Source organism: Mucilaginibacter myungsuensis (genome assembly GCF_015222005.1).
GTDB classification, from domain to species: domain Bacteria; phylum Bacteroidota; class Bacteroidia; order Sphingobacteriales; family Sphingobacteriaceae; genus Mucilaginibacter; species Mucilaginibacter myungsuensis.
The window spans coordinates 107,238-133,728 of record NZ_JADFFL010000002.1; the positions used below are offsets into that span (position 1 = coordinate 107,238).

The 26,491-nt window shown below is 46.4% G+C and carries 28 protein-coding genes and 1 tRNA gene; 13 read left to right on the forward strand and 16 right to left on the reverse strand.

The window, feature by feature from the left end:
• Window position 1: 1 nt before the first annotated feature.
• The 8 genes from IRJ16_RS04290 to kbl all read right to left on the reverse strand — a co-directional run bounded on the left by IRJ16_RS04290 (window position 2) and on the right by kbl (window position 5,219).
• Complete coding sequence (locus tag IRJ16_RS04290) at window positions 2-454, reverse strand: DUF1569 domain-containing protein (protein ID WP_194110302.1); 453 nt, start codon at window positions 452-454, stop codon at window positions 2-4.
• Between the two features lie 68 nt (window positions 455-522).
• The gene (locus IRJ16_RS04295) at window positions 523-867 is read right to left on the reverse strand and encodes a hypothetical protein (protein WP_194110303.1); all 345 of its coding nucleotides are present in this window, start codon (window positions 865-867) and stop codon (window positions 523-525) included.
• A gap of 207 nt (window positions 868-1,074) precedes the next feature.
• Window positions 1,075-1,656 carry a TetR/AcrR family transcriptional regulator gene (locus IRJ16_RS04300; protein ID WP_194110304.1) on the reverse strand — a complete coding sequence of 194 codons (582 nt, stop codon included), beginning with the start codon at window positions 1,654-1,656 and terminating at the stop codon, window positions 1,075-1,077.
• Between the two features lie 5 nt (window positions 1,657-1,661).
• A complete protein-coding gene (locus tag IRJ16_RS04305; protein ID WP_194110305.1) occupies window positions 1,662-2,081 on the reverse strand; it encodes a Rieske (2Fe-2S) protein in 420 nt (139 codons plus the stop codon).
• 1 nt (window position 2,082) lies between these two features.
• Window positions 2,083-3,114: a phenylalanine--tRNA ligase subunit alpha gene (gene pheS / locus IRJ16_RS04310; protein ID WP_194110306.1), complete on the reverse strand. Its 1,032-nt coding sequence runs from the start codon at window positions 3,112-3,114 to the stop codon at window positions 2,083-2,085.
• On the reverse strand, window positions 3,114-3,527 hold the full coding sequence (locus IRJ16_RS04315; RefSeq protein WP_194110307.1) for a PIN domain-containing protein: 414 nt from the start codon (window positions 3,525-3,527) through the stop codon (window positions 3,114-3,116). The genes pheS and IRJ16_RS04315 overlap by 1 nt, the downstream gene beginning before the upstream one ends.
• Window positions 3,524-3,802, reverse strand: coding sequence for a hypothetical protein (locus tag IRJ16_RS04320; RefSeq protein WP_194110308.1), 279 nt, complete (start codon window positions 3,800-3,802; stop codon window positions 3,524-3,526). Before IRJ16_RS04320 ends, IRJ16_RS04315 begins: the two co-directional genes overlap by 4 nt.
• 226 nt (window positions 3,803-4,028) lie before the next feature.
• Entirely contained in the window at window positions 4,029-5,219 is a 1,191-nt protein-coding gene (kbl, locus tag IRJ16_RS04325) for a glycine C-acetyltransferase (protein ID WP_194110309.1), read from the reverse strand.
• Between the two features lie 204 nt (window positions 5,220-5,423).
• Here kbl and IRJ16_RS04330 point away from each other — a divergent pair, with 204 nt between their 5' ends.
• The gene (locus tag IRJ16_RS04330; RefSeq protein WP_194110310.1) at window positions 5,424-5,831 is read left to right on the forward strand and encodes a DUF4199 domain-containing protein; all 408 of its coding nucleotides are present in this window, start codon (window positions 5,424-5,426) and stop codon (window positions 5,829-5,831) included.
• Between the two features lie 146 nt (window positions 5,832-5,977).
• Window positions 5,978-6,289, forward strand: coding sequence for a DUF2752 domain-containing protein (locus IRJ16_RS04335; RefSeq protein WP_194110311.1), 312 nt, complete (start codon window positions 5,978-5,980; stop codon window positions 6,287-6,289).
• On the opposite strand, the gene IRJ16_RS04340 is transcribed toward IRJ16_RS04335, so the two are convergent.
• Entirely contained in the window at window positions 6,266-7,615 is a 1,350-nt protein-coding gene (locus IRJ16_RS04340; RefSeq protein ID WP_194110312.1) for a TlpA family protein disulfide reductase, read from the reverse strand. The genes IRJ16_RS04335 and IRJ16_RS04340 overlap by 24 nt on opposite strands.
• Before the next feature lie 173 nt (window positions 7,616-7,788).
• On the opposite strand from IRJ16_RS04340, the gene IRJ16_RS04345 reads away from it, so the two are divergent.
• From IRJ16_RS04345 to IRJ16_RS04355, 3 genes are all read left to right on the forward strand, one after another.
• Window positions 7,789-8,160 (forward strand): TM2 domain-containing protein, encoded by a 372-nt coding sequence (locus IRJ16_RS04345; RefSeq protein WP_194110313.1) that lies wholly within the window; start codon window positions 7,789-7,791, stop codon window positions 8,158-8,160.
• Between the two features lie 267 nt (window positions 8,161-8,427).
• Entirely contained in the window at window positions 8,428-9,105 is a 678-nt protein-coding gene (locus tag IRJ16_RS04350; RefSeq protein WP_194110314.1) for a hypothetical protein, read from the forward strand.
• Between the two features lie 66 nt (window positions 9,106-9,171).
• Window positions 9,172-10,356, forward strand: a complete 1,185-nt coding sequence (locus IRJ16_RS04355; RefSeq protein ID WP_194110315.1) for a hypothetical protein — start codon at window positions 9,172-9,174, stop codon at window positions 10,354-10,356.
• A 92-nt stretch (window positions 10,357-10,448) separates the two neighbouring features.
• Here the strand turns inward: IRJ16_RS04355 and IRJ16_RS04360 are convergent, their stop codons facing one another.
• Window positions 10,449-11,012, reverse strand: coding sequence for an isochorismatase family protein (locus tag IRJ16_RS04360; protein WP_194110316.1), 564 nt, complete (start codon window positions 11,010-11,012; stop codon window positions 10,449-10,451).
• Window positions 11,013-11,299: 287 nt separating this feature from the next.
• Between IRJ16_RS04360 and IRJ16_RS04365 the strand changes: the two genes are divergently transcribed.
• Window positions 11,300-11,374, forward strand: a tRNA-Val gene (locus IRJ16_RS04365).
• 187 nt (window positions 11,375-11,561) lie between these two features.
• Window positions 11,562-14,660: an MBG domain-containing protein gene (locus tag IRJ16_RS04370; protein WP_194110317.1), complete on the forward strand. Its 3,099-nt coding sequence runs from the start codon at window positions 11,562-11,564 to the stop codon at window positions 14,658-14,660.
• Here IRJ16_RS04370 and IRJ16_RS04375 read toward each other — a convergent pair.
• Window positions 14,657-15,349, reverse strand: a complete 693-nt coding sequence (locus IRJ16_RS04375; RefSeq protein WP_194110318.1) for a response regulator transcription factor — start codon at window positions 15,347-15,349, stop codon at window positions 14,657-14,659. The genes IRJ16_RS04370 and IRJ16_RS04375 overlap by 4 nt on opposite strands.
• Complete coding sequence (locus IRJ16_RS04380) at window positions 15,342-16,631, reverse strand: sensor histidine kinase (protein ID WP_194110319.1); 1,290 nt, start codon at window positions 16,629-16,631, stop codon at window positions 15,342-15,344. Before IRJ16_RS04380 ends, IRJ16_RS04375 begins: the two co-directional genes overlap by 8 nt.
• Before the next feature lie 434 nt (window positions 16,632-17,065).
• On the opposite strand from IRJ16_RS04380, the gene IRJ16_RS04385 reads away from it, so the two are divergent.
• Window positions 17,066-18,205 (forward strand): acyl-CoA dehydrogenase, encoded by a 1,140-nt coding sequence (locus IRJ16_RS04385; RefSeq protein ID WP_194110320.1) that lies wholly within the window; start codon window positions 17,066-17,068, stop codon window positions 18,203-18,205.
• A gap of 61 nt (window positions 18,206-18,266) precedes the next feature.
• A complete protein-coding gene (locus tag IRJ16_RS04390) occupies window positions 18,267-19,484 on the forward strand; it encodes a peroxiredoxin family protein (RefSeq protein ID WP_228079848.1) in 1,218 nt (405 codons plus the stop codon).
• A gap of 391 nt (window positions 19,485-19,875) precedes the next feature.
• Here the strand turns inward: IRJ16_RS04390 and pyk are convergent, their stop codons facing one another.
• Together pyk and IRJ16_RS04400 are read right to left on the reverse strand one after the other, a co-directional pair.
• Window positions 19,876-21,312, reverse strand: a complete 1,437-nt coding sequence (gene pyk, locus IRJ16_RS04395; protein WP_194110322.1) for a pyruvate kinase — start codon at window positions 21,310-21,312, stop codon at window positions 19,876-19,878.
• Between the two features lie 76 nt (window positions 21,313-21,388).
• Complete coding sequence (locus tag IRJ16_RS04400) at window positions 21,389-21,811, reverse strand: IPExxxVDY family protein (RefSeq protein WP_194110323.1); 423 nt, start codon at window positions 21,809-21,811, stop codon at window positions 21,389-21,391.
• A gap of 147 nt (window positions 21,812-21,958) precedes the next feature.
• Between IRJ16_RS04400 and IRJ16_RS04405 the strand changes: the two genes are divergently transcribed.
• Genes IRJ16_RS04405 through rnc form a run of 3 tightly spaced genes read left to right on the forward strand, consistent with a single transcriptional unit; the run spans window position 21,959 to window position 24,210 of the window.
• Window positions 21,959-22,195, forward strand: a complete 237-nt coding sequence (locus IRJ16_RS04405; protein ID WP_031266521.1) for an acyl carrier protein — start codon at window positions 21,959-21,961, stop codon at window positions 22,193-22,195.
• Between the two features lie 24 nt (window positions 22,196-22,219).
• A complete protein-coding gene (gene fabF / locus IRJ16_RS04410) occupies window positions 22,220-23,473 on the forward strand; it encodes a beta-ketoacyl-ACP synthase II (protein WP_194110324.1) in 1,254 nt (417 codons plus the stop codon).
• A gap of 11 nt (window positions 23,474-23,484) precedes the next feature.
• Window positions 23,485-24,210, forward strand: a complete 726-nt coding sequence (rnc, locus tag IRJ16_RS04415) for a ribonuclease III (RefSeq protein ID WP_194110325.1) — start codon at window positions 23,485-23,487, stop codon at window positions 24,208-24,210.
• A 42-nt stretch (window positions 24,211-24,252) separates the two neighbouring features.
• On the opposite strand, the gene IRJ16_RS04420 is transcribed toward rnc, so the two are convergent.
• Entirely contained in the window at window positions 24,253-24,558 is a 306-nt protein-coding gene (locus IRJ16_RS04420) for a four helix bundle protein (RefSeq protein WP_353959037.1), read from the reverse strand.
• Between the two features lie 130 nt (window positions 24,559-24,688).
• Window positions 24,689-25,435 (reverse strand): hypothetical protein, encoded by a 747-nt coding sequence (locus IRJ16_RS04425; protein WP_194110326.1) that lies wholly within the window; start codon window positions 25,433-25,435, stop codon window positions 24,689-24,691.
• Window positions 25,436-25,557: 122 nt separating this feature from the next.
• On the opposite strand from IRJ16_RS04425, the gene IRJ16_RS04430 reads away from it, so the two are divergent.
• Window positions 25,558-26,433 carry a YicC/YloC family endoribonuclease gene (locus IRJ16_RS04430; protein WP_228079852.1) on the forward strand — a complete coding sequence of 292 codons (876 nt, stop codon included), beginning with the start codon at window positions 25,558-25,560 and terminating at the stop codon, window positions 26,431-26,433.
• Window positions 26,434-26,491 lie beyond the last annotated feature (58 nt).

Below are 26,491 nucleotides of genomic sequence, written 5' to 3' on the forward strand. Positions count from 1 at the left end.
ATCAAGCGCCGAATTGTGTTAAGTGGTGATCCAGGTGTTTGTAGAACATCGTGTTCCACTCGCCAATGGTTAGCTTACCGAACGAGTGAGACTCTTTGCCGTCAAAATGACCTTCGCCAAGTTCAAGGGTGCGGTCGATATAGTCGAGGATGCGTTTCTTTTCTACGTTAAAGTCCTTATCATCCTTAATGATGAATGCGGGAGCGGTCGGGCCGCTTTTTTTGTAAGGCTTTGGGCCGACCACCTGGTTCTTCACAAATGCCTTCAACATGAATTTAACGAACGCGTTAGGCTTGCGGTGCTTGTTATCGTAAACCAACTCGTACGCCACATTGCAATGGGCCAGCATTTGAGCAATGGTCATCTTACCCCATAAGCGATGCGTATCGAGCGTCAGCTTGTTAAGGCGGGCTTTAATTTCGGCTACTTCGGTAGGGTCAAATACGCTTTTCATTTTGTGGGGGATCTGAGGATGACTAAAGATAAGACGGATCTTTTAAAAACGCTAATTCAAACAGAGCGCTAATTGGTCAATGTTACGGTCTTAACTTTTACTTTGACAGGAAGACGTTGGTAGAACGGCAACAGGAAGTTGATCAACGCCATCATATTTGACGGTGGCCGAGCTGTGTAGATCGACAGAAACTCTTTATTGTAAGTGATGTAAATAGAATAAACAGGCGTATCATGGGCTATATTTAGCTGTTTCCAGTCGTGCATCTTTCTTAGCTGACTATGGTGTAAGATATCATTCAAACTATCTAATTCCGCCTTGGTTAGTTGTCCCTTTAACGGCCCACGCGTACGGTAAGGGTTATCGGCACCGGTCAACGTGAAAAAACCGGCCGAGTCGATGCTTATCTGCATCTCCGGACAAGATCAGTAACAAGAGCCCGCAGTGAAAGTTATCCTGCTTAACCTAACAAAAGTGTCCCGCAGATCAGGTAGCCTCTTGATGGTATCCACGGTTACTTTCTGCCCGGAGCAGATCGCCGCCGAAAGAATTAAGATCATGATAAGCAGGTGCTTCATATCTATAAAGATACGACATACATCGAAAAAATAAACCTCCCCTTAGATAGTGATCGCTGCCTTCACCAAATAAGGCAATATCTCTTTTTGGAAAGACACAAAATTCTTACGCACGTCCGAGTCGCTTACCGAGGTGAAGGCGAAGCTGAATACGATGCTTTTGCTGCACTTGATCAGGAAGCGCAAGCGCTGCAGATAGGTATCGTGCTTGCGGATGCCGCTTAATTGGGCAAAGGAGGTGATCAGTAGTTCCTCTAACTCGTTGCTCAGGTTTTTAAGGAACTCTTGCGAATTGGTCGATTCGCGTATGAAATCCCAACCGATAAATTCGTTGCAGACAGTGTATGACAGGCGGCTGGTTTTGATGATCAGGCTATTCAGGTGCGCTTCTTCGTCCATATCAGGGCTGTCGGCGTGGATCAGCTCGTCCACGCTGGCGCGGATATAATCCATCAGCAGGGCATGGAGCAGGTCCTCCTTGCTGTCGAAGTATTTGTAGATAGTAGCCTTGGCTATTTTGGCGCGTTTGGCTATCTCGTTAACGCTGGTTTTATGGTAGCCGAATTTGCGGAACAGATCTTGCGCTGCCCGCTTAATACTTTCTTTTATCTTATCGGCCTCCATACAATTTAGTTACTTACAAAAAGTTGACCACTGGCCGAATATGCATTATAAACCCTTAACGACTTTGAAGCTGGTGCTTTCACAGGGGATCCGTCAGATAGCTGGAACTTGGATCCACTGCAAGGATCGGTAACCGTGAAACCTGTATCATCGATCGTGACCGCGCACTTATTTTGCGGCTGATAACTGCTGCAACGATCGTACGCATGGAACCCGCCATTGATATCACGATAAATGAGCAGTCCGGATACGCCAAAGCCGGTGACAACTACTGCCGAACCCAGACTGTTCAGTTTAGTGATACGCGGATCGCTAAGCGATGCCTGAAAATTTACAGGCACGCTGGGTACGATCTCGCCGCTGTCTTTCCCGCACGAGATGAGCGTCAAGGCCATCATCACCAGCAAACCGTATCGTAATATCATATTAAACTATCTCTGTTTTAAATTGCTTCAGGAAACGCGCGTCGTTCTCTGAGAACAGGCGAAGATCCTTGATCACATATTTTAAGTTGGTGATCCGCTCGATACCCATACCAAAGGCAAAGCCGGTATATTTTTTACTATCGATACCGCAGTTCTCCAGCACGTTCGGGTCAACCATGCCGCAACCTAATATCTCCACGTAACCGGTGTATTTACACATGTTACAGCCTGATCCTTTGCAGATGGTACAAGAGATGTCCATCTCGGCCGATGGCTCGGTGAACGGGAAATACGACGGGCGGAAACGTACCTGGGTACCCTCACCATACAGTTCCTGAACAAAGTGATATAGGGTTTGTTTCAAGTCGGCAAATGATACGTTCTCGTCGATATACAAGCCCTCTACCTGGTGGAAGAAGCAATGCGCACGCGCCGAGATGGCCTCGTTACGGTAAACACGACCAGGCATAATAGCGCGGAACGGCGGTTTACCGTTCTCCATCATACGCACCTGTACCGACGACGTGTGGGTACGCAAAGCAATATCATTACCCTCATCCTTTTTGATAAAGAAAGTATCCTGCATATCACGGGCTGGATGCTCGGGCGGGAAGTTGAGGGCCGAGAAATTGTGCCAATCGTCTTCGATCTCCGGCCCTTCGGCTACAATGAAACCAAGGCGTTTGAATATCTCGATGATCTCATTCCTAACCAGCGACAACGGGTGACGCGAGCCAACGGCAAAACCTTCGCCCGGAAGGGTCTTATCGATATCGGACGGACCGCTATGGCTTTCAGAATCAAAAGCTTCTTTGTACTCGTTATACTTAGCTTCGGTCTGTTGTTTGAACTGGTTAAGTACTTTACCAAGCACACGTTTCTCATCGGCGCTTACCGACTTGAACTGCTCGAACATATCCTTAATGATCCCCTTAGTCCCCAGGAATTTGATACGGAACTCTTCCAGCTGCGCCGGGTTAGCCGGTGCAAATTCGTCTATCTCTAAACTGTATATGTTGATCTGCTCTTGCATTATATGATCGTTCTTAAAAATTGTTCGGCAGTTAATACCGGTATAGTTGAGTTTTTGTAGTCTTTAATGTTACGGGTGATGATATAACTCGCTTTCGCGGATAGTGCGGCAAAATGTTGAACAGCATCTTCAAAATCGCTAAAGGACGAGGCGAGCGCTTGCTCTATTAATTCCTTACCTTCAGATATGATACGTAGCTTACCCACCAACAACTCTACCGCTTTATTTGCGGTTTTTGCGTCGAGTTGTCTTTTTGTAACATAATGCACATTCAAAAGGGTGTGCACAGTTGTACAGCAAATAAATCCCGGATCATCGGTCAACGCTAATATTTTAGCAGACGAACTGTAAAATGGTGCTCTGTTTAAAATGATGTCAAGCAAAATATCCGAATCGATAAAAAGAACTGTCATAAACCGTTCTTCTTCATGATATGGTCACCATACAATTCCTTCGCGTCAAAATCAGATGTTGGTGTCTTGGTCATCGTAAGGTCTTTTATCCATTGCGGAAGAACTTCGTTTTTCTCGTCAGCCTCGCTGTTATTCATCGGAGCGATCTGGTCAATGTCCCTTCTGTATAATTTTTCAGTGTATTCAAGCAAGCTTTCTTTTTTTGCTCTTGCCTTATTCCTGATGCTGTCAAGTAAACTCGGCTCTAAATCAAATTCTAAAACTAACTTTGCCATAACATAACCTTTATACAAAAATACGAGAATTTCCTTTTACTTGATAACGTCAGCTATTCACTGGTTTCGCTTGTATCATTTTCAGCAAGAAAGTTCTCCATAAGTTCAGTAAAAAGCTCCGAAACTGTTATGCCCTACTTTCAGCCATTTCCTTGGCCTGCTTTATAACTTCATCAGGAAGCTCTAATTCAAGATTCACTTTCATCGCGTTCGATATTTATACGTATTACTTAATAACGCCCAACTCCTTACCAACCTTAGTAAAGGCAGCTATGGCTTTATCAAGGTGCTCCCTATCGTGAGCGGCTGATATTTGCACGCGGATGCGAGCTTTGCCTTGTGGTACTACCGGATAGTAGAAACCGATCACGTAAATGCCTTCTTCCAACATCTTAGCGGCAAACTCTTGCGATAGTTTGGCATCGTACAACATCACCGGAACGATCGGGTGTACGCCTGGTTTGATATCGAAACCGGCGGCGGTCATGGCCTCGCGGAAGTATTTGGTATTGGTCTCTAATTTATCGCGCAGTTGAGTGGTCTCGCTCAGCATATCCAGTACCGCTATAGATGCACCTGTGATAGCCGGTGCCAAGGTATTACTGAACAGGTAAGGACGCGAACGCTGACGCAGCATATCAATGATCTCTTTACGGCCTGAGGTAAAACCGCCTGATGCACCACCTAACGCTTTACCTAAAGTACCGGTAATGATATCGATACGGCCCATTACATCGCAATGCTCGTGCGTGCCGCGACCTGTTTTACCCATAAAGCCGGAGCAGTGGCTCTCATCTATCATTACCAGTGCTTTGTATTTATCGGCAAGGTCGCAGATCAGATCTAACCGGGCGATGGTACCATCCATGCTGAAAGCGCCATCGGTAACAATGATGCGGTGACGGCAGCCTTGGGAAGCTTTTAGTTTCTCTTCCAGATCCGCCATATCATCGTGCTTGTAGCGGAAACGTTGTGCTTTACACAAACGCACACCGTCAATGATAGAGGCATGGTTCAGTTCATCAGAGATGATCGCATCCTGGTCGTTAAACAAGGGCTCGAACACGCCACCGTTAGCATCAAATGCCGCGGCATAAAGAATGGTATCCTCAGTGCCTAAAAACTCGGCTATCTTTTGCTCCAGTTGTTTGTGGATGTCCTGAGTACCGCAGATAAAACGAACTGACGACAAGCCGTAACCGTGCGTGTCCATTACTTTTTTAGCCGCATCGATCACCTGTTGGTTACCCGATAAGCCTAAGTAATTGTTAGCGCAAAAGTTGATTACCTCTTGCCCGCCTTGCACGGTGATATCTGCGCCCTGGGCCGATGTAATGATGCGTTCACGTTTGTACAGTCCGGCTTTTTCTATTTCTGCTAATTCCTGTTCAAGTACAGGCTTCAGGGTTTCATACATAACAATTGGGTTTTAAATGCTCAAAATTAAAAATTGACGGGCATTTAATGGCATGTTTTATCAGATAGATCTATCGGCCTACATCAAAGCCTATTATTTGCGCAAAAAAGAATGTGTACTAAAAACAAAGCAGGGCTTTGCTTGCTTTATGATATACGAACGCACAATTCGGGGAATAAACAAGTTTAACCAAACATTATAACGATGAAAAACGCATTAATAACCGGCATAGTGATAGGCATACTAAGTGGCCTGTGGCTATTTGTCACGCATTCGGCAGGGTATCCTACCACCGGACAGCATAAGATAGCACCATTCGAATATTTTTCGGTACTGATACCTTTGGTGGGATTATACTTTGGCGTAAGGGCCTACAAATATAACGAGCGCGACGGTGTGATCAGTTTTATAGAGGCCTTAATACAATGTTTTAAGATATTGGTAGTAGGTGGAGTAGTAGCAGTATTTGGCGCTATTGTTTATCTGAATTACGTTGAAGGCGGCATGAATTACGCAGATTTTTCGGGCCGTATGTTCGGCGCACTCTTGGTAGGGCTGTTAGAGGCTTTGGCAGTATCGCTGATCCTGATGAATAAGTCTAAAGCGATCTAACACGATCGCGACCTTGAAAACGAAAGGTTAGTTAATTTTATAATTTATATGGGGCGATGAGCGGCACACTCATCGCCTTTTTGTTTTTATACCGGGAGGGTAACATTTACCTTTGATCGTATTCTAACAAGAAAACGTCCCTCAAGGTGAAATTTTTGAAAAGCAATTTCGAGTTGATCTTTTGGATCTCTGCATTGGTCGCCTTAGGCACAAGCGATCCACGCGAGGTGCATTACACCCTGTGTCCGATCAAATGCCTGGGCTTTACCTGGTGCCCGGGTTGCGGTATAGGGCATGCTATATCGTGGTTGTTCCACGGCGATATTAAAGCATCATGGGATGCGCATTGGCTGGGGATACCTGCTTTGGGTGTTTTACTTTACCGGGTTTACACTTTAAGCATCGGCAAATACCTGTTCCCCGATAAGGCCGACCTATTTCACCGTACCCGCCAGTAGTTTATCCAAAAGTTCGGGCGTTTGCTTCGCTGATGGCAGGTTGCCTTTCATAGCCGCTACCTTCATGTCCTTATCAATGATGATGGTCCGTGGAATATCGATCACCGAGTAAGCATTCAGGTCACTGCGGTCGGTCACCAATTGGGTGCCGCTGATATTCATGGTGCCCAGCATTTTCTTCCAGGCCTCCTTGTTATCATCTATCGATATGGATAAAAACACAATGTTGGGGTTATCTTTATAACGCTCTTTCAATTTCTCCAGCGCGGGCATCTCGGCAATACACGGGCCGCACCAGGTAGCCCACAGATCTACAAAAACTACCTTGCCGGCATATTCGCTCAATTTTACTTTTTTGCCATCAGCGGTTTTAGCGGTAAAATCGACCGCCTTATCGCCATTACCAAATTTGATCAGTCCGGCATAAACGTCGCTCAGGGCGTTTTTGTAGGCCGGGGTCACAATGGCATCAAGCTCGGGTTTGGCCGCTATTACTTCGTCTTTGGTAGCCAAATGTTTGATCTTGTAAGCCAGGTCAGCTGCTTTTAGATAATCCTTGATCTGTGTTGCTTTTGGTGAGTTAGCATCTACAGCCAGAATATCATCGGCCACATCGCTATAAACTTCTACCTTAAGCAGATCGGGGTCCACAAAACCTTTGGCTAATTGCGCCTTGTGCGATGCTGTGGCAACATCAACTTCTTTTTGAGCAAGTTCGCCGGCTTCCTTACTCAGATGGTTCATCATGGGGTAATAGACCCTGAGCATGCTCAGACTGTTGATCATATCGGCTTTGATGCGCGCTTCCTCATACGTGCGGAACGCAGGGGTAATGTCTTTTACTTTGGCCAACTGCTTGCCACGGGATTTGCCGGCTGCAAGTATGGTATCAATAGATTGCTTGATGTTCTTTTGGATCTTGCGGCCGCCTTCAATAAAAGAACCCGCTTTGGGAAATGGGGTATAGCGCAGGTAATTATTAGCCTCGACAGCCGACTCGGTAAAAATGCCATTCTCTGGTTTGTTATAATCTAAGGCTACGGTCAGTTTATCGCCGGGTGTTAGATACAGTACATTGCGGCCTATCCTAAAATAGCTTGGCTTGGTCAGTTTAAAGGATACCGAAAAATTGCCGGCGCTATCGGGGATAAAGGAGCGGTCATCATTAGGCAGCGCAAGGTTACGAAATTCGGATCCGTCGCTCACCTGCATTTTATTGTGGATATTGATAATGGTGCCGGATATACTGACCGTGGATTGGGCATGCGTAATTTGGCGAAAAGATCCCGCGATCAGGAAAAATATAAGGGCGGCAAGGCGTTTCATGGTGATGAAGTTTTGTTAAGTGAAGCTACAAAAATTAATTAGGTTTTTACCGCTGATAATGTTGCGTTCACCGATTTTAGCTCACTGCTCGCCAGTTTTGCGTAGGCCAAATTTTAATTGTAGATTAGTTTTACATCATAAACATTAACGATCACTTTAAAAACACACAAACAATGGATATGCAACCCAACGCTTACATGATGCTGCCCGGAATTACCCCCGAAGAAATGGCCCTTTTGCAGCAAGCTACCGCCGGACTGACCGAAGATCAGAAACGCAATTTCTTTAATATCTATGCCGGCAAACGCAAAAGCCCGCAGGACATTTTATTGTTCACTCTACTTGGTTTTATAGTTGTTGCAGGTGTGCAACGCTTTGTAATGGGGCAGATAGGGATGGGTATCCTTTATTTACTGACCGGCGGCTTTTGCCTGATTGGTACTATAGTTGACCTGGTGAACCACAAAGACCTGGCCTTTGACTACAATAAAAAAATGGCTTACGAGAGCTTCCAGATCATTAAAGGCGGCGGCGCTTTTTATTAAGCCCGGCCTGACATCATATAAAAAAGCGACCCCAATGGGGTCGCCTTTTTTATTTCCACATACTCCTATTCGGGTTAATTTTTACCCCAATAATTTTATTAACTGTGGGGAAAATTACCCAACCAAAGATGCGTCTGGGGCTATTTTAAGCGGAAAATGGCCATGGCATAGTGCTTGCCTAAGCATTATCGTAACTGTTGGTAAATGTTATCATTCCGGTTGCCGATAAAACTAACACGACACTAAACACTAATAAAACTATTGAAAATGAAAAAATTTATACTCGCTGCAATTGTTTCATTAACAGCTGTCACCGTATCGGCTCAAGAATTCCCAATGGGCGAAAAACAAGCACACCCGCAAACGATCAGCTTTAGCACCGGTACTCAAGGGATAGGATTAGAATATAAATACAGCGTAACTAACGCATGGGGTCTGCGCGTTGGCGGTAACGTTTTGCCAATAAACGCAAAAAACATCATGCAGTTAAGTGGTTTTCACGCCAATTCATCAATGTCGGGCAAATTTGCCAATGCACACCTGATGGCAGATATCACCCCGATCAAAAGCATCAGTTTTTTACGTGTTGTTGCAGGCGGAGGTTATTTTATCCAGGGCGATAGTCACATCACCGTTAACCCTACCGATACCTACAAATACGGCGATATCGTATTGACAGGCGACCAGGTGGGTAACCTAAAATTGAACATGGACTGGAAAGGTTTTGCCCCCTACATGGGCTTTGGTTTGGCGCATGCTTTCCCTAAAAATAAGTTCAACATCAACTTGGATCTGGGTACTTACTACTTATCGCGCCCCGAAGCTAATATCGATGCGACCGGAATGCTTTCGGGCAATGCAACCCAATCTGGTCAGTTCCAAAAAAATGTATCAAGCTACCGCTGGTACCCACAAGTTGCCTTAAACTTCAACTTTAAATTGTAATTGCACCGACTACAAAAATACGACACTAAAACTATACTGATCCCCTAATAGACAAACGATATTGACATGAAAAAGCTATCCCTGATAAAAGTACTATTTGCTGCCCTGATCACCGTAAGCTTTGCTGCCTGCAAAAATGCCGGCGAGGATATTAAAGTAGTGGTTGACATGAACATTATGAAATACTCGGCCTTGTTGCATATTGCCGATGCTACCGGCGTTGCTCCACAAAACATCACCTTAGCTATGGGTGGCGCAGCAGGCGAGGACATTTATGAGATATCGGGCAAAAAAGTATTTACCGTTAAGGATGGCATCATCACTTTAGGCCTTAACCCAAAAGTTACTCCAACAACAGATCATGAGGTAACTTATAATGTGATCATAGCATCTGCCGGCTACAAAAGCATGACGGTTGCCATGTCTTTCAAAAAAGGCGAGTTGCAACAAATGGTTAACGTTACTTTAGAAAAAATAACTCCGGCCAATGCCAGCACTCCTACCACAACCCCGGTAGTGCCTGTAGAGACCGCTCCTGTTACCACAACTCCTACCGTGACCACCCCGGTAACTACTACCCCTGTTACAATAGCTCCGGTTACCACCGCACCGGTAACTGTTACTCCGGTGGTAACTGCACCGGTAACCGTTACTCCTATCGTGACTGCACCGGTGACAACTACTCCGGTCGTAACTACCCCGATAACCACTACGCCTGTGGTGACCACTCCGGTAACTACCGCACCTGTGGTGACTGCACCAGCAACTACCACACCAGTTGTAACTACTCCGGTAGCCACCACACCGGTTGTGACTATTCCGGTTACTACCACACCGGTTGTGACTACTCCTGTTGTGACCAAACCGGTAACCACCACACCGGTTGTAACTACTCCGGTTACTACTACACCTGTTGTGACTACCCCTGTTGTGACCACTCCGGTAGTAACTGCACCTGTTGAGCCTACCCCTGTAAGAGTGGCACTTGACTTTACTGGTTATTGCACCAACAAACCAAATTTAAAAGTACGCCCAAGCTTATATGTTTTCTATCGTAAAAAAGGCGCGGCTGCATTCCAATTTTTAGGCTTTATGAAAGATGGTCACCTGGATGCTAACCTGGCCTTAGATGTTACTTACGATTTCCAGATCACCTACGCTGGCCAGTCTTATACCATCAGCGGCAGGATGGCCGATACTTCTTACTCCGATTCATTTAACATGGGTACTGCCCTTTGCAGCACCTTTTAACAAGGCATAAGTACCTGCCCATACACAATACGTTTGCGAAAGGCGGCCCCCGAAAGGCCGCCTTTTTGTTCGTGCAAAATACGATGAAGCCGTTAGCTGATCAGTTTAGCAATTATTTCATCGGTAGTACCAACCTCGCCAATGCGGGGGAATATGTGCATAATACTATTATTGTGGGCTTCGGCCACATTGTCGGTCATGGCATCCAGCGCGAAGCTTACGTTGTAGCCATATTCCATGGCTTGGCGGGCAGTGCCTTCAATACCTATACTGGTAGATACGCCGCCTAATACGATACCGGTAACGCCGCGTTCCTGCAATTGCTCGCGTAGGGTAGTCTCAAAAAAAGCCCCCCAGGTATGTTTGGTGATAATAATATCGCCGGGTTCGGTCTTGATCTCATGGGTGATATCTAAAAAATCGTCCTTGTACGCGCCTACAGGCATGCGCTGATCCTTACGCGACCGTGTCCACGCCGCCCCGGCGGCATTAACATTGGTGACCACAATAGGTAAGTTAGCGTTCCTGAAAGCTTCGGTCAGTTTAGCGGCATTTTCTAATATTCCTGCCACGGGGTGCGCTTTCGGGGTATTAACAATGCCGCGTTGCAGGTCTATCAAAATAAGGGCGGTGTTTTTATCGAGCGAGGTGATCATGACTGAACTAAGGGTTTGAGCGTGTTTAACTTATAACCAACGTGCGGGCTAATTGTTGATGCCTGCAACTATTATGGCTAAACCGTAGTAAATGTCCCTCAAAATTAAGACAGGATATTGCCCTCTTTATAGTTTATTAACGGCTGCAAAATGGCCTCAAGAATTTTTCTGACTGAAAATCAACGCCATAAAAATTATTTGAAAGTTTTTTTTGAAGAATTAATAAAAGTGCCTATGTTTGCAGTCCCAAAACGAACGGAGCACTTCTCCAAAAGTTTGAAAGAAAAGGGAGCTTAGCTCAGCTGGTTCAGAGCATCTGCCTTACAAGCAGAGGGTCACTGGTTCGAACCCAGTAGCTCCCACATCGAAAGCCTCACAGAAATGTGAGGCTTTTTTGTTTAAAACCTCATATCAATATCGCCACCACGGCATGCGATCTATCGGCGTAACGCCACGATGATCATCTATCCTTTAATTTAATTCTAATTAATTATTTTTGACCCTGTAATGTATTTAGCATAAGATCCAAATCCTGCGCGGGCTATAGTGATGAGACGATATTTACCGGCAATAAGCCTACTTATTTTATGCTGCTCGCTCTGCATTGCCGGTTTTGCACAAACTATAACAGGCGGCCCAATATTGGGTGATATCCGCGCTTGCGTAGGTACCGCTTCCGTTGCACCGCATATCCAACAATTTACCATATCAGGCACCGACCTAACAGGAGATATGGCTGCATCAGCCCCCGATAATTTCGAGATATCGTTAGATCCGGCGGGCAACTACAGCAAAGGGTTCATCATCCCCCGCACAGGCAATACTGCCAATGCTATCATATATGTCAGGTCGGCAGCGACAGCACCGGCGCGTTACATTTTTGGGAATGTCACGATCATATCACCCGGGGCGCTTAACCGGAACGCCTTAGTTACTGGCCTCATTAGCCCCATCCCTACCGTTAACAAACCACCAGACCAAAGCCTTGCCCACGGCGCTATGACCCAGCCTGTATTTTTTACCGGCACCGGGCAGGACTATCAGTGGACCAACAACAACCCATCTATCGGTTTGCCGGCAAATGGCAGAGGGAATATCCCGGCGTTTCGTGCTGTAAATAATACCGGCGTGGTGCAAACAGCAACCATTACCGTTACCCCCGTCCCACCATCGATAGCCTATGTGGCTAATGGCGGCGGCAATACCGTGTCGGTAGTGAATACCGTTACGGGAGATGTGTTACAGGACATCGTTGTGGGTCAAAACCCATTACGCACCATTGTTAGTCCGGATGGCAGCAGGGTTTACGTCGTCAATTTTAGGGGGAACAGCATTTCTACGATAGATGCGCTCACTAACAAGGTTCTAAGGACAGATGCTGTTCCTCAAAGCCCTGTAGATATTGAAATATCACCCGACGGAAAATTTATATATGTGGCCAGCAGCGGATCTAACCGGATGACCGTTTTTAACACCGAAACATTTACGCCTATCCCTAATTTTTCCATCGCGGCTAACCCTTTTGTAATTATTAAAAGTCCGGACGGGAGCCGCATCTATTCCGCATCTGACGCGCCTCTTGGTGGTGTTACCGTTGTTAATACAGCAAACAACAGCACACAGACCATCCCACTGCCGCAAGCGCCGGGAGATATCGCCATAACACCCAACGGGGCTTTCCTGTATATATCAGATAAAGCAGCCAACCGGGTGAATGTTATCCGTACGGCAAGCAACACCGTGCTCCCCGCCATCGCGGTTGGCGGGTTCCCAACTTCCGTGGCCATGCATCCCGACGGCAGCAAATTATATGTTGCCAATACCACGTCCAACAGTGTCTCGGTAATTAGCACGGCTACCAATACAGTAATGAATACGATCCCGGTAAATGCAGCCGTCGGCATAACCATCAGCCCTGATGGTTCAACGCTTTACGCGGTTGGCCGCCCGCAGGATATTTCGGTGATCAGTACCGCATCAAACACCGTCGCAACCACCATCCCGCTTATGGGCAATCTGGACCTGCCGGTGCTTAGCCCCGATGGCAGCCGCCTTTTTGTGACGGATCGCACTACGCAATCGGCTTATATTATCAATACGCTCACTAACAGGATAGACGATGTTAAACCCGTTGGCTCCAACCCTTTTTTATATAGTAACTCGGTAAGCTCGGGCACGGGTTGCAGCGGTGCGCCGATCACCTTTACCATTATGGTGCAGCCGGTGCCCCCGCCCATTATCACCTTTACGGGCACCCCGGCCATGCAGATCACTACTTACGGGGCAGCGTCGGCCGGTACCAGCATTCAGGTTTCAGGGCAGCGGCTAAGCTCGGGGATTTTAGTGACACCACCGGCCGGGTATGAGGTAAGCCCCGACAACACCACTTTCGGCCCAAGTTTAACGGTTGGCTCATCGGGCACATTGGCCGCTACTACGCTTTACATCCGTTTAGCGGCTACCAATAATGCCTCGGCAAACTATGGCGGCAATTTGGTATTAAGCTCCGGCCCTACTACCGTCAGCATTGCTTTGCCTACTGGGCGGGTAGATCCCGCGCCGTATGAACTTACGGTCGATGATATCTCCAAAACATATGGCGAAACCATCACCAACTTTACCGGGAACAGTAGGCACACCCTCACCGGCGGCAGCCTGAAGAATGGGAATACCATCACTTCGGTCACCGTTACCTACGGCACAGGAAGCGCGCGCACCGCGGATGTGAATATTTACAGCGGCAGCGCCGATATTAAATTGGCCGATATTGTTGGCGGCAACGGTTATCTGGCCTCTAATTACGTGCCTGTCATAAGGCCGGGCAAGATCACGGTAACACCTGCCGAACTGATCATTAAGGCAGACGATATCCCCAAAAACTACGGCAGCAGATTGACCGTACACACCAACGTTAAAAACTTCAAAGCAACAGGCTTACAAAATGGCGAGACCATTGACGGGATTACCATCACATATACTGGCCCGGGCAAAGAAGCTAACGCCCCTGTGGGCCAATATAAAGACGGGGCAGTGCCGTCGTCGCCAACCGGCGGTACTTACAAACCGAGCAACTACGCCTTAAAAACACCGCTCATCCCGGGAGATATCATTGTTAACCCGGCCCCGCTTACCATAACGGCCGATAACAAGATCCGCGAATTTGGAGACCAGAACCCTGTATTCACTTACAGCTTCAATGGCTTTGTGAACGCAGAGGACGAAGCCGTATTGGCAAAGCAACCAACACTTACCACCACCGCCGGACCAAATTCGCCGGGGGGCACCTACCCTATTAAACCCGACGGCGCTATCGGCACCAATTATGCCATCACTTACCGCGATGGCGTGCTGACCGTAAAACCCGCGCTGACCCCACCGGGAGCGGTATTGAAAATAGCTAACACCTTTACCCCCAACGACGACGGCATTAACGATACCTGGAACTTGCCGGTGCTGGCATCTTACCCCAAATGTTCGGTAAAGATATTCGACAGGCGGGGGACGCTTCTTTTTGATTCTATCGGCTACCCTACGCCGTGGGATGGCACCTATCGCGGGGCCAACCTGCCAACGGGCGTTTATTATTACATCATCGACCCGAAACTGGATGCCAAAGTGCTTTCGGGAACGATCACCATCATCCGTTAATAAACCAGCTTATATCCCTGCCCGCGTATATTGATGATCTGCACCGACGGGTCTGCCGAAAGGTATTTGCGCAGCTTGGTGATGAAGACGTCCAGGCTGCGGGCATTAAAAAAACTGTCGCTACCCCAAAGCTTGTTCAGGATATCATCGCGCCCGGTTATTTGCTGCTGATTGCGGTAAAGCAGTTCCAGTATCTCGCTCTCGCGCGAGGTGAGCAGTTTAAGATTGGCGCCGCGTTGCAGGGCATTTTTATGCGGGGTGAAAGTGAACTCCCCAAAACGGAAGCTCTCTTTTTCCTTAGAGGGCTTCACGTCCAAGGTGCCTGTGCGACTTAACTGCACTTTTATCCGTACGATCAGTTCTTCTACGCTGAACGGTTTTTTGAGATAGTCGTTAGCGCCCAGCTCGAAACCGGCCACCACATCCTTAGCCTGCGAGCGGGCGGTGAGGAAAATGATAGGCGTTTGTTTATCCTTAATGCGTATCTGGCGAGCCACTTCAAAGCCGTCCATCAGGGGCATCATTACATCAAGCACCAAAATATCAGGCTTTTTGTCCTGATATTTTTCCAGTGCAGCTTTTCCGTTGGGGCAGAGGGTAACTTTGTACCCCCGCTCCTCCAGGCTTTCCCTGACGATGTGCGACAGGGAAAGTTCGTCTTCGGCCAATAGAACGGTCGCGTTATCCATTGTTTAAAGGTAAGGTTATATAAAATTCGGTGCCCGCATTTATTTCACTTTTGACGGTGACAGTGCCGCCATGCGCCTCAATGATCGAGCGGACGTAGTTCAATCCAAGGCCATTGCCTTTGGTATTGTATAAGTTGCCATCGGTAACGCGGTAGAATTTATCGAAGATAAATTTCAGGTCCTTAGCGGCTATACCGATGCCATTATCTTTGATCTTGATGGTGGCCATGTGCTTATCCCGATAGGCGGTAATGCTGATATCGACGCTGTCTTTAGAATACTTCGCGGCATTATCTATCAAATTGCCCAGTACATTCTTGATATGCAGCGGATCGGCAATTATCTTCCGTACATCCGGCGCGATATTGACCGAGAAACGCACCGGCTTCACGCCTTTCAGTTGCTCCATCTGGGTCACTTGCGTTACTACGTCTTCCAGATCTACACTTTCTTTATCCAGCTTCAGGTCTTTCCGTTCGTACGATGATATATTGAGCACCTTGGTCACCATGTCGTTCAGGCGGTTCAGTTCGGCGCGGGAGATATCGAGGTAGCGCTCGGTCTTTTCCTTATCGTTAATAGCGTTGAATTTTTGCAGGCCCTCTATCGCTGCGGATACTGTTGCAATAGGTGTTTTGAACTCGTGCGTGAGGTTATTGATAAAGTCGTCCTTCATTTCGGCCAGTTGTTTTTGTTGCAGGATGAGTTTGATGAGGTAGACGATAGAGAAGATGAGACAAAACATTAGAAAGCCGTTCAGCATTAAAAAAAACAAGAGCTTTGAAGCAATTAGTCCTTGCATATTTGGACTCGACACAGCCACTAATTTCAATTTGCCACTAACGGGATCCACTGCATGTGCAGGGTATTCAACAAATCGTGTACCGTAGGGCTCTACTGAAACAGCTGGTTTCTCCTGATCCGAAGCAAATACTATCCGTACGTTCTCAGCCATAGTAGCCTCACCCATTCCGATCAATTCACGCTTTACATATTGCGTTAATTTAGCCGTTTCAGCTTTGTAGTAGCTTGGTAGATCTCGCAGGGCTTTCGCTTTAGCAATAGAATCTTTAATGTGATATGATCTATGGTCTTTTGACCGTTCGTCATATTGCCGTGCAAAGATCGCCAAAAACGAGCGCCCCAAGGCCATTTCTAATTTACTGACCCGTTTCGCTTTTTCTGTTTCAGCTGTCTTGATGATCCAATCGGCTTGCAATGCGAAAAGCCCGATAACCGCCACCACAATGGTGATAGAGGTGTATAATAATTTTTTTTTCATATTGTAATAATTTATGTCACGAATGTAGTGCGATGGCCCGGGGCGAAGCCGTTCTGTTAACATTCGTTAACACAGTTTAAGTGTTGTTAAAGATGGGCTTAGTTCCGTATGGCAAATTACCCTTTATCAAAGCACCTGCAAATAGCACTGACACTGCTTTCCCCTAAATTAGGTAAAGATCACAGTCCCTGCCTTAGCACTTCCGTTAATAAGGGGTAGTTCGCTCGCAAGGGTCGAACGCATATCGTTTACCCTTTATCAAAGCACCTGCAAATTGCACTGACACTGCTTTCCCCTAAATTAGGGGAAGACCACGGACTCTGCTTTAGCACTTCCGTTGATAAGGGGTAGATCATACCGATAAATAAATTAGTACAAAAGTTTTACTATGCGTGCATAATAACTATTTTTGAAATTAGATAAACCCTGCAACCATGCATTTTGAATTTACCGAAGAGCAACTGATGATACGCCAGGCCGCGCGCGATTTTGCGCAGAATGAGCTTAAACCCGGCGTGATAGAACGTGATGAGCACCAAAAATTCCCGGCCGAGCAGATCAAAAAACTGGGCGAACTGGGCTTTTTAGGTCTGATGGTATCGCCCGAATACGGCGGCAGCGGTATGGACGCGATCAGTTATGTACTGGCGATGGAAGAGCTGTCCAAGATAGACTCATCGGCATCGGTAGTGGTATCGGTAAATAACTCGCTGGTGTGCTACGGTCTGGAAAAATTTGGCACCGAGGAGCAAAAGCAAAAATATCTGGTCCCTTTAGCAAGCGGACAAGTACATGGCGCATTCTGTCTGTCAGAACCCGAGGCGGGTAGTGATGCCACCTCGCAACGTACCACAGCTATCGACATGGGCGACCACTATCTGCTTAACGGAACCAAAAATTGGATCACCAATGGCGGCACCGCGTCAACCTATCTGGTGATCGCACAAACCGATGTTGCCAAGGGGCACAAAGGCATTAACGCGCTCATTGTAGAAAAAGGTATGCCTGGTTTCACCGTCGGCCCAAAAGAAAATAAGATGGGGATCCGCGGATCTGATACACATTCGCTGATGTTCACAGATGTGAAAGTGCCCAAAGAGAACCGCATTGGTGAGGACGGCTTCGGATTTAAATTCGCTATGCAAACGTTGGAAGGTGGGCGCATTGGTATCGCCGCACAGGCTTTGGGTATCGCATCAGGGGCGTTCGAGCTGGCTACCGCCTATGCTAAAGAACGCAAAACTTTCGGCAAGCCAATTGCCGACCATCAAGCTATTCAATTTAAACTGGCCGATATGGCTACCGAGATAGAGGCCGCACGACTGCTTTGTCTGAAGGCGGCCTGGTTAAAAGACAATCACAAACCTTACGGCCCGGCCAGCGCTATGGCCAAACTCTTCGCATCTGAAGTGGCCATGAAAACCACCGTTGAGGCCGTGCAGATCCACGGTGGTTATGGCTTTGTAAAGGAATACCATGTAGAGCGCCTGATGCGTGATGCCAAGATCACGCAGATCTATGAGGGCACGTCCGAAATTCAGAAGATCGTCATATCCCGCGATGTGTTGAAATAGTTACACCATTTAGATGCCCTGCTTAATTAAGAATACTAATTTAGTAGGGTATTTTATTTTTATGCGTAACAGACTATTCTTATTGCTGATCGGTATCATTACCATCAGCGCTTGCCATACCACACCCACCGAATTGCAGACCGGCATTTGGCGCGGTGTACTGACCATGAAGACCGGCGACGAACTGCCCTTTAACTTTGAGGTTAAAGGCAAAGGCCCCAAACAACAGCTCACCATATTTAACGGAGCAGAAGAATTCCCGGTAGATGATGTGCGTTTGGTGGATGATTCAGTATTTATCAAAATGCCTTTGTTCGATTCAGAGTTCAAATTGAAGCAAGCCGACGGTAAACTCGTAGGCAAGTGGGTAAAACACCTTGCCCAAAAAGACAGCGAACTCGACTTTGTGGCCACTCCCGGGCAAGATTGGCGCTTTTTTGAAAAGCCAGAAACCGCTAAAGCTAATGTGGGTGGCCGCTGGTCGGCCGTGTTTACCAGCGATGGCGTGCGCGATACTACCGTTGGCGAGTTTAAGCAAGACGGCAACAAGGTTACCGGCACCTTCCTCACCACCACCGGCGATTACCGCTTTTTAGAGGGGACAATTAACGGCGATAAGCTTTATCTCTCTTGCTTTGAAGGCGGCCACGCTTTTTTGTTCAGTGCCGATGTTAAAGATAGTGTTACCCTCGTGAACGGAAAATTCGGTACCGATACCTGGGAAGCCGTTAAAAAATCTGATGCCAAACTGCCCGATGCCTACTCCCTCACCGCTTTAAAACCCGGCTTTAAAAAACTCGACTTTACCTTTAAAGACATCGACGGCAAACCCGTATCCCTTACCGACGACCGCTTTAAAGGCAAAGTGGTGATCGTACAATTTATGGGATCATGGTGCCCCAACTGCATGGACGAGACGGCTTACCTGGTCAACTATTACAAAAAGTATCAACCTAAGGGCGTGGAGATAGTCGGCCTGGCTTATGAGCGTACTACAGACTTTGAGCGGTCTAAAAAAACACTTACACAACTAAAAGACCGTTTTGATATCCCTTACCCGCTGCTGATCACCGGCTTTACTAACGATAAAAAAGAGACAGCTAAAAGTTTACCTATGCTGGCCAATTTTTTGGCCTTCCCTACCACCATCATTATCGACAAAAAAGGCGATGTCCGCAAGATCCACACCGGCTTTAGCGGTCCGGGTACAGGCGAACATTATGTGGAATTTGTGAACGAGTTTGAGAAATTGACGGATGATCTGCTGGCGGAAAAGTGAACCGGCGGTTTCTTTATTAGTGATCTGTTTCAAGTTCCCTACTTGGGGACTACCGTGTACCCACATTTTTAAAATTGGTTTATCTGCCCCTGGAGGGGGCTACCTGTTTATAGCAATGATCGTGAAAAATGAAATTCTTCCGGCGGAAGCACCCTTAAGCTAAGCATATCCACGAAGGGCAGCTTCTCTGAGGCATTATCATATCGGCTTGTTTTAATTATAAACAGGTAGTACCTCCGGCACATAGAAAGATGTGGGTCTGCGGTAGTCCCCAAGGAGGGAATTAAAAGCAACTCTACCATCAGCAACCATGACATAAAAAAACGCCCCGAGGAAACCCCAGGGCGTTCGATATTTTAACAAGGCCAATCAAGATCGACCGGTCACCGAATTAGTCGATAACCGAAACTTTCAGCATGTTGGTCTTACCTTTTTCGTAAATTGGTACTGATGCTGTATTGATCACCAGGTCGCCTTCAATTACGTGGCCTTCGGCTTTCAGCATGGCGTTGATGTCGGCGATAGATTTATCGGTGCTTTCAAAACCATCGTAGTAGAACGCTTTAACACCCCACAGTAAGCTTAACGAGTTAAGTAATTGCGTGTTGGCAGTAAAGATAAAAGTACCCGCTTTAGGGCGGTAACTTGATATCTCGAACGCGGTGTAACCCGATGTGGTCATAGATACGATACCTGTTGCGTTTACTTGTTTAGCTAAGTGAACAGCTGTTTCGCAAACGGCGTTGCTGGTCTTGGCAGCCTCAGGTACTTTATCATAAGATTCTTTAGGAGAGTTGAAAGGATAACCCAACTCTTCTACGTTACGTACGATCTTAGCCATGGTCTCGATAACGATCAGCGGGAATTCACCAACCGACGTCTCGCCGCTTAGCATCACCGCGTCGGCGCCATCTAATACGGAGTTAGCAACGTCATTCACCTCGGCACGTGTAGGGCGCGGGGTAGTGATCATCGACTCTAACATCTGCGTAGCAACGATAACCGGTTTAGAAGCTGCGCGACATTTGCGTGCGATCATTTTTTGCAGCAATGGTACTTCCTCTAAAGGCATTTCCACACCAAGGTCACCACGGGCCACCATCACACCGTCGGTAGCCTCTATAATAGCGTCGATGTTATCGATCGCCTCTGGTTTTTCAATCTTAGCGATGACGCGAGAGGCTTTACCGGCCCGGGCGATCACACGTTTCAGGTCAACAATGTCTTCAGCATTACGAACAAATGAAAGACCGATCCACTCTACGTCATTCTCTAAAGCCTGATCCAGATTGATCAGATCCTCTGGTGTTAAACTTGGGATAGATACTTTAGTGTTTGGCAGGTTAACACCTTTACGTGAAGTTAAGATACCACCGTGAACAACTTCGCAAACAACAAGGTCAACGCGGTTGGTCTCAATAACTTTCATTTGCAGTTTACCGTCGTCTAACAAGATGATCTCGTTAGGTTTTACGTCCTGCGGGAAAGTGTCATAAGTAATGTAGATCTGGTTCTCGTCGCCAATGCACTCTTTGGTGGTCATGTTGATGCGAGCACCGTTAGCAAGGTGGATACCACCGTCTTTTACCAATCCGATACGGATCTTTGGTCCTTGCAGGTCGGCCAGGATGCTGACATTGGTCTTGTACTCCTGGTTGATCTCGCGGATCAGGTCGATGGTTTTCTGGTGAACCTCGGGTTTACCGTGCGAAAAGTTCAAGCGGCAAACATTCACACCGGCTTGTATCATAGCTACCAATACGTCCTTTTGTGCCGAAGCAGGGCCCATAGTGGCAACTATTTTAGTTTTGTTGTTAGATAGTTTCATATTTTGAGGTTAATGAAAGAAGGCTCTTGTCCCAAGCATTGATGGTGTATTTATAACACCTTCGTAAAAATCTGCGCTAAAATAGGAGATTTTCTCTGGATTTCACTTTTTTTGGATCGATCTTTATTGCAGCCACCACTTCGGGTATCTTATTAAGGCCATTCACGATATTAACAAGGTCCTGATCATCTATATAATTTTTGATCAGCATAAAATAATCGGCCTCGCGCATTTCGGGGATTAGCAGGCCATCGGGGCTGCGGTTAGCTATAATATAGAACATCGTTTCGCTGGCTTCCCAAAAATCTTCGAACATAGCGAACTGCACAGGCTCGGGCGAATTGGGGTAGATATTTACCTCATGATCATCAACACGCTTAAAATTAAAGTGTAAAAACTTATTGATAAGATAACACATGCGGTAATCCTTTTGCGCTGATGTGATGGCAATTAGCACAAAATCAAGGTCGAATTCTAATTTTAAAACCTTTTTGTTCAAAACAATATTATTAAGTTCGTAAACTTACAAACAGAAACATCAGGGCTAAAATTTTGTTATCAATGATGGCAAAGATTTTAGGTTTGATATTTGATTTAATTTATTTTTCTTTGCACAGAATTTATTAATCATTAAAAACAAAAGACTATGTCTGATATCGCTTCAAGAGTAAAAGCTATTATCGTAGAAAAATTAGGTGTTGACGAATCTGAAGTTACACCTGAGGCAAGTTTCACGAATGACCTGGGTGCTGACTCTTTAGACACCGTAGAGCTGATCATGGAATTTGAAAAAGAATTTAACGTGGCTATCCCTGACGATCAGGCAGAAACTATCGGTACTGTTGGTCAAGCTGTAGCTTACCTTGAAAAAAACGTTAAATAATCTTTTCCATCTAAGAGATCTTGAATGGAGTTTAAAAGAGTTGTAGTAACCGGGCTTGGTGCGCTTACTCCGATCGGTAACACGGTTTCAGAATACTGGAACGGTCTGATCAGCGGAGTAAGCGGCGCAGCCATGATCAAGAGTTTTGATACTACCAAGTTCAAAACCCAATTCGCTTGCGAAGTAAAGAATTTTGATGCCGATGGCTTTTTAGGCCGTAAGGATGCCCGTAAACTGGACCCATTTGTTCAGTATGCGCTCTTTTCGACCGAAGAGGCTGTGAACGATGCCGGCTTAGATTTTTCTAAGTTGGATACCAGCCGCATAGGTGTGATCTGGGGTTCGGGCATAGGCGGTCTGAAGACTTTCCTTGACGAGGTTACCGCTTTCGCTAAAGGCGATGGTACACCACGTTTTAATCCATTCTTTATCCCTAAGATGATAGCTGATATCGCTCCCGGGCATATCTCTATAAAATACGGCTTACGCGGGCCAAACTTTACCACAGTTTCTGCTTGTGCATCATCTAACAACTCGTTAATTGATGCCTTTAATTACATCCGTTTAGGAAAAGCCAATATGTTTATCAGCGGCGGCTCCGAAGCGATCATTAATGAAGCAGGTATCGGTGGTTTTAATGCCATGCACGCCCTGTCTACCCGTAATGATGACCCTGCAACGGCCTCGCGCCCGTTCGACCTTGACCGCGACGGTTTTGTTGCCGGCGAAGGTGCAGGTACTATCATACTGGAAGAACTGGAGCATGCTAAAGCACGCGGAGCAAAGATCTATGCTGAAATGATGGGTGGCGGCATGAGTGCCGACGCTTACCACATGACAGCACCGCATCCTGAAGGCATGGGCGCAGCCCTTGTAATGAAGGCCGCGTTAGAAGATGCAGGCATGACACCGGCTGACATCGACTACGTGAACGTTCATGGTACATCGACCCCGATCGGTGACCCGCAGGAAGTTAAAGCGATTACAGAAGCTTACGGCGAGGATATCTATCGCATCAATATCAGCTCTACCAAATCAATGACCGGTCACCTGTTGGGTGCTGCCGGCGCTGTTGAGGCTATCGCTGCTATTATGTCCGTTAAGCACAATATCATTCCACCGACCATCAACCACTTTACTGATGATCCGGCTTTTGACCCTAAGATCAACTTCACCTTTAACAAGTCGCAAGAGCGTATTGTTAGGGCTGCGCAAAGCAACGGATTTGGTTTTGGCGGACACAATGCTTCCGTGATATTCAAAAAGTTCGAAGAATAATAGCCTGTAGAATGCCAATAACCGGGTTTTATAAGCTGTATTTTTCTAAGAACAAGACTTACGTTAAGCAATTAAAGAATTTGCTCGGCTTCGTGCCGGGCAATTTGTCGTTATACCGTAATGCATTTCGGCACAAATCAGCAGCCACCAACGTACGTAAAGGCGTAAAGAACAGTAACGAGCGTTTAGAATTTTTAGGCGATGCCGTGTTAGGCAGCGTGGTGGCCGAAGTTTTGTTTAAACTTTACCCTTACGAGGACGAGGGCTTTTTGACCGAGCTACGTTCTAAGATCGTTAACCGAGCTAACCTTAACCAGTTGGCCCGGAAAATGGGTTTTGAGCAATTGGTAGAATACGATGCCCGCATGGTAGGCAGCACCCGCCAGGGTTCGCTGTTAGGCGATGCTTTTGAAGCGTTGATCGGCGCCGTTTATCTGGACAAGGGTTACGAGTTCACTAAGAGTTTCCTAATCAACCACATCATTAAATCCCACATCGATATCCACACTCTGGAGCAGACCGAGACCAACTTCAAGAGCAAGTTGATCGAATGGTGCCAGCGCCACGGCAAGGATATCAGCTTTGATCTGGTAGAGAACAAAGAGGGCGAAAGCAACAAGCTATTCAGCATCCACGCTATTATTGATGGCGAAGTGATGGGCTTGGGTAAGGAGTTCTCTAAAAAGAATGCGGAGAAACTTGCGGCAGAGAAAGCATGCGAGGTGTTGGGGATCTGAGGTTAGTTAATTAGTGATCAGTTAATTAGAGATTAGGTGGAATTAGCTACCTTTCTTTCGCAAGAACTCGATATAGCCATTTATCATTTTCATACATTCCTCGCACTCCGCTCTCAATTCGATCAATACATCTTTCGTTATGTAGTCCTCGTCGAAAGCTATTATTAAATGATCGATAGTTTCAGCAGCTGAACCCCTTGCGTTAATAAAAAATTTTGCGGCATCAGCGTAGTGATAGCGACCGTGGCCTTCGGCAATATTATTACCGATAGATCTGGAGGAACGAACGATCTGGTCTGTCAATCTATATTTCTCTTCAGAAGGAAAAGACGTTTTGTTAATTGAGATATAGTTTTTCTAAATGCTCTGGATCTTTTCCAAACGTTTAGGTCATAAAGGCACTCATGCCATTAAGATAAGAAAAAACAGACGAATATCGACCAATCCCACCTAATCTCTAATTAACTAATCTCTCTACCTAAGGAATGATCGTATCCTTACTCACCAGTTTCGGCAGATCCCTTATCGGCCCCTTCTTATAATCCTCTAACGACTTTTTGATATGCTTCATCACGTCGTACTCGTTCATCTTCATCAGATCGGCGTGGTGCGGTTTGTAAGCATCGTAAAAGATCTGCACTTCTTCATCCGGCAGGCCGGTTATTTTTTTGATCAGACCTTTGTTATATCTGCGGCTGTCCTGGGCGGCTTCCTCTTCGCGCTTAGCGTATTCTGCAAAGCGGCGGGCATTCTTAGGTTCGCGACCGAATAATGAATACAATCCATTCAACGGCGAACTGATCACCGAACCGACCGAAGGCTTACCACCGTAGTAGACGCCCTTTTTGTTATAGTCGCTCATGATGCTGTTCATCTCCTGTTGCTTGGTCTGCCCTTTAACGGTCACAGTTTTCAACATGGTAGCCTCATTTAAAAACACTACCATATCGGCAATACCGGTAACGGGGATACGGTTGGTGGTGTAGTCGTACTTACTGAAGGCAAGGGTATCGCCAATGGCGGCCTTGATCATAAAAGTACCCTGATCATCGGTGATCTTGATCTCTTTGGTCCGCAGGTTCACTACCTGTACCTCGGCTACCCGTACAGATGTACCACGTGTACACACAAAGCCGGCAATACTGCGGTCGCCTTTGATCTGGGCCGAAGTACCAAGACAGGCCAAAACCAATATCAAAAAAAGTTGTATTCTTTTAAAACCCATTATATAAGTGGGGGTAAATTTAACAATAGTTAACGGACTAAAATGCTAAAAAGTGTTAAAGTATAGACTTTGAGCCCTTTCTGCCATTTAGTCGGGATAAATTTAATTTCCTATCTTTGCGCATGATAAAATCCATGACAGGGTATGGTACGGCAAGCACCAACGCCGGCACTACAAAATATACTGTAGAGATCAAATCCCTGAACAGTAAATTCCTGGAGCTTTCGCTCCGCATCCCAAAAAACTTTTCTGATAAGGAGTTTCAGCTACGCACCGAGTGCAATAAGCAGATCGAGCGCGGTAAAGTGAACCTCTCTATTATGGTTGAAAAGACCGACGCTACCGTTAAGGCAGCCGGTATAAATACGGTATTGCTTAAACAATACTTTGAGCAACTTAAAGCTGTAAGCTTAGAATTGAACGAACCATCAGGCAATTTATTACAGTTAGCCTTGGGCCTGCCGGATGTGGTGAGGTTTGACGAGGATAGCGTGTCTGAAGAAGAATGGAAGACCGTGGAGAAGACCTTTCAGGAGGCACTGAAGAATTTCCAACAGTTCCGTGCCGACGAAGGCGCTGTGTTAGAGAACGACGCCCGTTACCGCATCGGTCTGATCCAACAGAACCTAAAACTGATCGAGGTTGAGGAGCCAAAACGTGTACCGGTCATTCGCGAACGTTTAGATACTTTCCTGTCAGATGCTGTTGGCCGCGACTTAGTAGACAAGAACCGCTTTGAACAAGAACTGATCTATTTTATTGATAAGCTGGACATCACCGAAGAAAAGACCCGCCTGACCACCCATTGCGAGTACTTTTTACAAACGCTGAAAAGTGCGGATGCCAATGGTAAAAAGCTGGGCTTCATTTCGCAAGAGATAGGCAGAGAGATCAACACCATCGGATCCAAAGCTAACGACGCCAACATCCAAAAACTGGTTGTAGGCATGAAAGAAGAACTGGAAAAGATAAAGGAGCAACTTTTAAATGTGTTGTAATGTTGGAAGGTTGTAAGGTTTGAATGTTAGCCTTACAACTTTTCAATCTTCAAACTTT